Here is a 5,653-nt window from a genome sequence, read left to right as displayed (position 1 = left end):
TTCCTTGCTTCCCCATCCTCAGTCTTCATCCAGGATGTAGATGTCGCTCAGGTTACGCGCAAGTTGACCGTAGTCGAGCCCGTAGCCGATGACGAAGAGATCCGGAATCCGAAAGCCTACATAGTCGAGCTGTAGGTTCGGTTCCGTCGCGGTCGGCTTGTGGAGCAGCGTCGCCACGCGGAGCGAAGCGGGATTGTATTCCCAGAGACGACCCTTCATGAACTCCATCGACAGCCCGGTGTCTACGATGTCCTCCACGATGAGCACGTCGCGGTCCTCCAGGTCAGCGTCCACGCTCTTGAGCTCGTGGACCTCACCGCTGGACACCTTCGCATCTCCGTACGAGGAGAGCTTGATGAAGTCGATCTCGCAGTCCGTATCGATGGCCCGCATCAGATCGGCGGTGTACATGAACGCCCCGTTCAGAACACTGACAAGGATGGGCGTGGTGTCCGCGTAGTCGCGGGTGATGGTCCGCCCCATCTCTGCGACCCGCTCCTGAATGCGTTCGGCCGAGAGGTAGCGGCGAAAGCGCTCGCCTTGAACGGTGACCACAGACTCCGTGGGCGGGGCAGGGGTTTCCAAAAGGTCGCGCGTGGCGGGCATGTCTCAATTCAGGATCGGGCAGTGATGGAGTGACTGCACAGTGAAGCTAGGCGGCGGTTATGACGATTGACAGTCGTCCGAAGGTTTTTCACGAGGTCGTAGGACGAGCCGAGCCACTTGCTCCGTGTCGGGGCGCACGCGGACCCGGTGGTCGAGGCGGTGCCCCACCACCCAGGCAATGTGCTCTGCGGTGCAGAGGACACAGACGCCGTTCCGCCGATGGGGGGGCACCTGAGCGTCGGTTAGGAGGTCGCTTACAGTTTTCGTCCCGTTCAGGCCGAGAGGTCGCAACCGGTCGCCGTCCGTCCAGGTCCGGACCGTCAGGTCTGCGTTGAGACGCTCGGCGTCGGCGTAGGCCACGCCCGGGCCACCAGAATCGAGCGATTCGGGCAGGTCCACACCTCGTTCGACCTGGAGCGTTCCCTGCGGGATCGTCACCGGCTCGCCCCAGTCCACCGGGGTCGGCGGGAGCGGCGCTGGTGCAGCGTCTTCGGGCAGGAAGCGGAGTCCAGACCGCTCACGCCACACCGTGCCGCCTCCTACCTCGACCCGGCGGCCCACCTGGGCCTCCACGAGGGCGACGAGCTCCTCGGCCAGGGCGTAGCTGCAGGGCGCCGTGGGCAGGGTGCGGCGCAGGGCCTCCAGAAGGAGCCGCCGGCGCCAAACCGGCGGCTCGTCGGTCAGGGCCTCCAGCGACAGCCACCCGCCCGTCTCGCGGTCCACGAACGCCTCGTCCATTCGTGCGTCGAGGGCCGGGCGCAGCGCCTGGTCCACGTATTCCCGCATCAGGGACGCCGAGCGGGCGAGAGTGTCCCGGGCGCCTTCAAAATGATCGTCGAGCCGCGGAAGAATCTCAGTCCGCATGACCCCCCGGTCGTAGTCCAGACTGCGGTTGGTCGGGTCGGTCCGCCACGGAAGACCGACGGCCTCGGCGTACGCCTCGATGTCGTCTCGGCTGACCTCCAGGAGAGGCCGCACCAGCGACACAGAGGGGGCTTCTTGCAGGGGGCGCGCCGGGCGCATGCCGGCCAGGCCTTCCGGCCCGCTGCCCCGAACGAGGTTGAGGAGAAGCGTCTCCGCCTGATCGTCGCGGTGATGGCCGGTCGTCACCGCCGGGGCGTCGATCTCCACGGCCCGCTCGGCCAGGGCGTCGTAGCGCAGCCGCCGCGCCGCCTCCTGCAGCGATTCATCTTCAGATGCCGCGCGGGCCTCCGCGTCGAGCGACACCGCGGTGAACGGCACCGGTGGAGACTGGGCGTCGCACCACTGCCGAACCAGTGCCTCATCGTCGTCCGCCCCCTCGCGCAGGCCGTAGTTCGCGTGGAGCGCATGCACGTCGTACCCCAGCCGTCGAAGGACAGACAGGCAGACCATCGAGTCGGCCCCACCGCTCACGGCAACGAGGACCGTTGCGCCGTCGCCCAACAGGTCGTGGCGCTCAATGAATGCCGAAACTGTGTCGACGGTTACGGACGTCATGAGGCCTCAAGCTTAGAAAACGAGCGATCGCAGCTACCGCCCGAATTGATCGGCGAGCTCCTCCATCGACAGCTTCACGATCGTCGGCGTGCCGGTAGGATCGGCGTAGGGCATTTCGCAGTCGAAGAGATCGCGTAGGAGGGCGCGGCGCTCGTCCTCCGAGAGCGGCTGGCCCCGCTCCACGGCGCTCCGCTGGGCCATCATTTTGGCGAGGTGGGTGCGCCGCTCGTCGTCGACCGCGTCCTGGGCAGAGGTGTACTGCGCTAGAATGTCCTCCAGAATGGCGTCCTCGTCGCCGTCGGGCACGTCGGTGGGCACGCCACGGACCGAGATGGTGCGGCCGCTGAGGCGCTCCAGTTCGAAGCCGAGCGCGTCGAGGTCGTCGCGGAGCTCCTCCAGCAGATCCGCCTCGGCGGGCGACAGATCGATGGTGTGCGGGAAGAGCAGGCGTTGCGACTCGCCGCGCTGCTGCTCCAAATGGGTACGCGCCCGCTCGTAGAGCACGCGGAGGTGCGCCGCCCGCTGGTCCACAATCATCACGCCGGTGTCCGTGGGCGTCACGATGTAGGTGTCGTGCAGGCCCCACACCGGACGTTGGCCTGGGGTCGACTTCGGCCCTTGCTGAGGGGCCGTCTCTGGGGCGTCGGGACTCGCCTTCTGGGTCGAGGACGACGCTGTGTCCGCCGACGGGCCTTCGGGGGCCTCCTCCGGCGGGCGGTACAGGGCATCGGACTGGGTGCCGGGGGCCACGGTCGCCCCGTCCTGCTCCTGCCCCGACGACGGGGCGCTCCGCGGCCGCGGTGAAGGGCGCCCCGTGGACGAGGACGACGAATCGTCGGACGACTGGCGCGGCTGGAAGGACGTTGGGGTGGGCCGCGCTGAGGAGCCGTCCGAGGCGGCGTCCGACGAGGGGGACGAGGACTCCCCAGGAGCTGTTTGCGCCTCCTCCCCAGGATCTTCCTCGTCGCCAATCTGCGGGGTCACGTGCACCCGACCGAGGGCCGCCCGCACTGCGCTCCGAAGAAACCCGTAGATGCCACTCTGGTCGTCGAACTTGACCTCGGTTTTTTGCGGGTGCACGTTTACATCCACGCGCCGGGGGTCCATCGTGAGGAAGAGTGCAAAGAAAGGAAAGGCCCCCTCCGGCAGCAGGTCGTCGTACGCCTTTTTGACGGCGTGGCTCAGGTACCGATCTTCGATGGCCCGGCCGTTGACGAACAGAAACTGCTCCCCTCGCGTCTTGCGGTGAAACGAGGGGGCCCCTACGAAGCCGCGCACTGTGAGGTCGCTCGAGGAGTCTTCAATCGGCACCAGTTCGTCGTCATGCTCGTCGCCGAGAAGGCCGAGGATGCGCGACCGGGTCGCCGCGTGCCAGTCGTCGGCCGGGGCTGCGGGCAGGTCGTAGTGCTCGTGCCCGTCGTGCTCGAGCCGGACGGCAGTGTCGGGGTTGGCCAGGGCCAGGGATTGAACCGTTTCGGTGAGGTGTTTGAGCTCCGTCGCCGGGGTCTTCAGAAAGTTGCGCCGGGCCGGTACGTTGTAGAACAGGTTGCGCACGGCGACCGACGTGCCGCTCGGAATCGCACAGGGGCGCGTCTCGACCTGCTCGCCCCCTTCCACCCGCACCAGCGTACCGGTCTCGTCCTCCACCCGCTTCGTCTTGAGCGTCACCTGCGCCACGGCAGCGATCGATGCGAGGGCCTCCCCCCGAAAGCCGAGTGTCCGGATGCGCTCCAGGTCGTCCACCGATCGGACCTTGCTCGTGGCGTGGCGCTCAAAGCAGCGCTGGGCGTCCTCCGGCCCCATGCCGCACCCGTCGTCGATCACCTGCACGAGGGTGCTCCCCGCGTCCTTCAGCAGCACCTCCAGGGACGAGGCCCCCGCGTCGAGCGCGTTTTCGAGCAGTTCTTTCGCCACCGACGCGGGCCGCTGCACCACCTCGCCCGCCGCAATCTGGTTGGCGAGGCGGTCCGGCATCACCTCAATGAGGCCCTCGGGGGACGTCGCGTCGTCAGCCACAGAAACAGTGAAGTTGCTCGCAAGAGAGTGCTGCTCAGGTCAAATGGATTGGTAGATGAGGATCGTGATGAGCAGCAGGCCCAGAAAAAGGTACAGGCTGTACGGACTGCGACGCACCTGCAGGGCGCGCTGCGACTGCATGCGCCGCTTTAGTTCACGGTCGTCCTCGTCGTCCGGATCGTGGTACCGCGGCTCGTAGTCAAAGGAGCGGGGACCGCGGCCCGAAGAAAAAAGCCCCATGACTGTTGGTCGTCTGCTCGCACTTGGGAACGGATTGTACTAACTCCGGCGTCGGAGCCGTCGTTCCTGCCTCCCGACCGCCTCGGCGGGAGGCTTCATAGAACGCCCGCCACGTAGTTGAGATAGAGCCCCATGAGGGGCGCCGCCACCGCCATGGCGTCGAAGCGGTCCAGCATGCCGCCGTGGCCCGGGAGAATCTGGCTCGAGTCGTCCATGTCCGTCGATCGCTTCAGCTGACTTTCCAGCAGATCTCCCAGCTGTCCGATCCCGCCCCCAATTCCGACGAGGGCCGCGACGTGGGGCCAGGCGAGTCCGCTGAGCAGTGTGGCCTTCAGGCCTCCTCCCACTAGAAGCGCCGCCCCGATGCCGCCGAGCGTTCCCTCCCAGGTTTTGTTGGGCGAGATGGTTGGGGCCAAGGGACGTGTGCCGAGCTCGCGTCCCACGTAGTACGCCGCGGTGTCCGTCGCCCACACGACCAGCAGAACCAGGAGGACGAGCCGGAAGGCTTCGTGGTCGGTGATTGCCGGGCTCCCTTTCCGGAGCCACACCAGACTGCCGAGCAACCCCGTGGGATATACAGCCCCCGCTATCGTCGCCGTAAAGCTGAGCAGGAAGTCTTCCAGGGGGAGGAGAATGGGCGCCGCCACCACGAAGACCAGCAGGGCCGCGGCCGCGACAGGCCAGAGGGGCGGCCTCAGGATCGCCGTCACGACGAGGACCCCCAGGAGCAGTCCGCCCCCCTGGTGCGGATGGGCTCCTACCCGTCGGGCCATCTGATAGAACTCACGCTGCCCGAGGACCCCGATGCCAGCAACAAGGGCCGCAAACGGCCATCCGCCCAGATACGCGAGGGCTAGGACAATCGGCGCCGCGAGGAGAGCCGTCACGACCCGCTGGAGGCTATCACTCACGGAACGAAAACGTGCTCAATCCAATCAGATCGCAGGATCGGAAATTTCACTCGGAGTCATCCTCGGACTCTTCGTCCGGGGGGCTCAGGTCCATGTGTTCGTGCCCCGAGTCGAGCTTGGAGTCTTCCTCGGGGGTGTTGGCGGGGGGTGCATCCGAGTCGGCCCCGAGGGCGGCGTCTTCGAGCTCCTCGTCGGAAAGCTGCTCCCCCAGCAGCGACACGGCCTCCTCGGCCTGCTCGGGGGGCACTTTTACGTGCACCGACGCGAGGTCGCCCACGTTGAGATTGAAGGCGTGGTCGCGCTTCGTGAGGACAACCGCCGGAATGCCACTGTCGTCGAGCCGGTCCCGGACGAGATCGGCCTCGTAGTCCGTACTGGTCCGAAAAACACTCACCCAGTCC

At 66.8% G+C, this 5,653-nt stretch carries 6 protein-coding genes; all 6 read right to left on the bottom strand.

What is annotated here, in order from left to right:
• Positions 1 to 18: 18 nt before the first annotated feature.
• Entirely contained in the window at positions 19 to 606 is a 588-nt protein-coding gene (hpt, locus tag ABEL04_RS10040; RefSeq protein WP_375802257.1) for a hypoxanthine phosphoribosyltransferase, read from the bottom strand.
• 57 nt (positions 607 to 663) lie between these two features.
• Positions 664 to 2,085, bottom strand: coding sequence for a tRNA lysidine(34) synthetase TilS (tilS, locus tag ABEL04_RS10035; RefSeq protein WP_375802256.1), 1,422 nt, complete (start codon positions 2,083 to 2,085; stop codon positions 664 to 666).
• 33 nt (positions 2,086 to 2,118) lie between these two features.
• Positions 2,119 to 4,101, bottom strand: a complete 1,983-nt coding sequence (gene mutL / locus ABEL04_RS10030; RefSeq protein WP_375802255.1) for a DNA mismatch repair endonuclease MutL — start codon at positions 4,099 to 4,101, stop codon at positions 2,119 to 2,121.
• Positions 4,102 to 4,140: 39 nt separating this feature from the next.
• Positions 4,141 to 4,341 carry a hypothetical protein gene (locus ABEL04_RS10025; protein WP_375802254.1) on the bottom strand — a complete coding sequence of 67 codons (201 nt, stop codon included), beginning with the start codon at positions 4,339 to 4,341 and terminating at the stop codon, positions 4,141 to 4,143.
• 95 nt (positions 4,342 to 4,436) lie between these two features.
• Positions 4,437 to 5,252, bottom strand: a complete 816-nt coding sequence (locus ABEL04_RS10020) for a phosphatidate cytidylyltransferase (protein ID WP_375802253.1) — start codon at positions 5,250 to 5,252, stop codon at positions 4,437 to 4,439.
• A gap of 46 nt (positions 5,253 to 5,298) precedes the next feature.
• Positions 5,299 to 5,653, bottom strand: a 355-nt coding sequence (locus tag ABEL04_RS10015) for a putative signal transducing protein (protein WP_375802252.1), incomplete at its 5' end; no start/stop codon positions are given.

Origin of the sequence: Salinibacter sp. (assembly GCF_042218895.1) — a bacterium.
Lineage (GTDB): Bacteria > Bacteroidota > Rhodothermia > Rhodothermales > Salinibacteraceae > Salinibacter.
Note: the sequence above shows the minus strand (reverse complement) of the source record. Positions and strands in the feature narration are given on the sequence as shown.

Excerpts from the sequence above, each read along its gene's own strand:
- hpt (WP_375802257.1), bottom strand. The coding sequence starts at position 606 with ATGCCCGCCACGCGCGACCTTTTGGAAACCCCTGCCCCGCCCACGGAG.
- tilS (WP_375802256.1), bottom strand. The coding sequence starts at position 2,085 with ATGACGTCCGTAACCGTCGACACAGTTTCGGCATTCATTGAGCGCCAC.
- ABEL04_RS10025 (WP_375802254.1), bottom strand. The coding sequence starts at position 4,341 with ATGGGGCTTTTTTCTTCGGGCCGCGGTCCCCGCTCCTTTGACTACGAG.